Consider the following 1,447-nt stretch of genomic DNA (forward strand, 5'->3'; position numbering starts at 1 on the left):
CGCGTCGGCGAACTCGCCGCCCAGATCGCCGGCTGCTACTCCGCCCCCGTCCCGGTGGGCGAACTGCTCTCCCTCGTCGGCCTCGGCGACCGCTCCCGGCAGCTGGTGGCCACCCTCTCGGGCGGCCAGCGCCGCAGGCTGGACGTGGCCCTCGCCCTCGCCGGCCGGCCCGCGCTGCTCTTCCTCGACGAGCCGACGACCGGCTTCGCCCCCGAGGCCAGGCGCGAACTGTGGAGCGTCGTCGAGCGGCTCAAGGAGGCCGGCACCTCCGTCCTGCTCACCACCCACTACCTCGACGAGGCGGAACGCCTCGCCGACCGCGTGGCCGTCCTGCGAGCGGGCCGCATCATCAGCGTCTCCTCGCCCCAGGACCTCGGATCCGCCGACGCGGGCACCGAGATCAGCTGGCGGGAGGGCGGCGGGACGCGCCGGACGCGGACGCACGACGTACCCGGCTTCCTCGCCGGACTCCAGGCGCGCCTCGGGAACGACGTACCGGAACTCGAAGTCCGGCGGCCGTCCCTGGAGGACCGCTACCTGCAACTGATCGACCACGAACCCGGGAGCACCGGCACATGAGCACACCCCCCGCCGGCGCCCCGGCCGCCGCCCTCCGGGACACCCCCGGTCGGGCCCTGCCCGGCGCCGTCCCCACCGGACTGCGGCGCGGCCGGGCGGAGATACGGGTCTTCTTCCGCAACCGCACCGCACTCGTCTTCGGGACGCTGCTGCCCCTGGCCCTGATGCTGCTGTTCGGGACCCTCTTCAAGGGATCCGTGGCCGGCACCTCCGTCCCCGTCCACGACGTCGTGGTGGCCGGCGTCCTCGCCTCCGGCGTGATGTCCGCGGCCTTCAACACCCTCGCCATCGGGACCGCCCTGGAGAGCGGCGACGGCACCCTCAAGCGGCTGCGAGGCACCCCGCTGAGCCCGGTCGCGTACTTCCTGTCCAAGGCCCTGCTGGTGCTGGCGCTCAGCGCGCTCCAGCTGGTCCTCGTCCCGGTGGTGGCCTGGGCGGCCTTCGGTTTCGTCCTGCCCGCCTCGCCCGCCCGCTGGGCGCTCCTGCTGTGGGTGTTCCTCCTCGGCGCGCTGGCCAACTCCTTCCTCGGCATCGCCATCGGCTCCCTGGTCACCGACCGGCGGGGCATCGGGGCGGTGCTCCAGTTCCCGTTCGTCCTCCTCCAGTTCGTGTCCGGCGTCTACTACCCGTTCGCGCAGCTGCCGGACGCGCTCCAGCACGTGGGGGCCCTCTTCCCCCTCAAGTGGCTGGCGCAGGGCATGCGCGCGGCGCTCCTGCCCGACTCCCTGGCCGCCGCCGAACCCGCGCACGGCTGGGAAACGGGCCGCACGAGCCTCGTCCTGCTCGCCTGGACGGCCGCCGGACTCGTGCTGTGCGTCCTGGCGCAGCGGCGCCTCCTGCGAAAGGGACTGTCATGACCCCCACCTCC

General features: G+C 73.9%; 2 protein-coding genes. Both read left to right on the plus strand.

Translation table 11 applies throughout. From position 1 onward, the window contains the following. Positions 1 to 579: ABC transporter ATP-binding protein (locus SSNG_RS34215; protein ID WP_007268547.1), on the plus strand; the 579-nt coding region annotated here is incomplete at its 5' end. Next, positions 576 to 1,436: an ABC transporter permease gene (locus SSNG_RS34220; protein WP_050779999.1), complete on the plus strand. Its 861-nt coding sequence runs from the start codon at positions 576 to 578 to the stop codon at positions 1,434 to 1,436. The genes SSNG_RS34215 and SSNG_RS34220, both read left to right, overlap by 4 nt. Positions 1,437 to 1,447: the final 11 nt, after the last annotated feature.

The sequence above is a fragment of the Streptomyces sp. C genome (assembly GCF_000158895.1).
Taxonomy (GTDB): Bacteria; Actinomycetota; Actinomycetes; order Streptomycetales; family Streptomycetaceae; genus Streptomyces; species Streptomyces racemochromogenes.

Coding starts and splice junctions, on each gene's coding strand:
- SSNG_RS34220 (WP_050779999.1), top strand. CDS start 576: ATGAGCACACCCCCCGCCGGCGCCCCGGCCGCCGCCCTCCGGGACACC.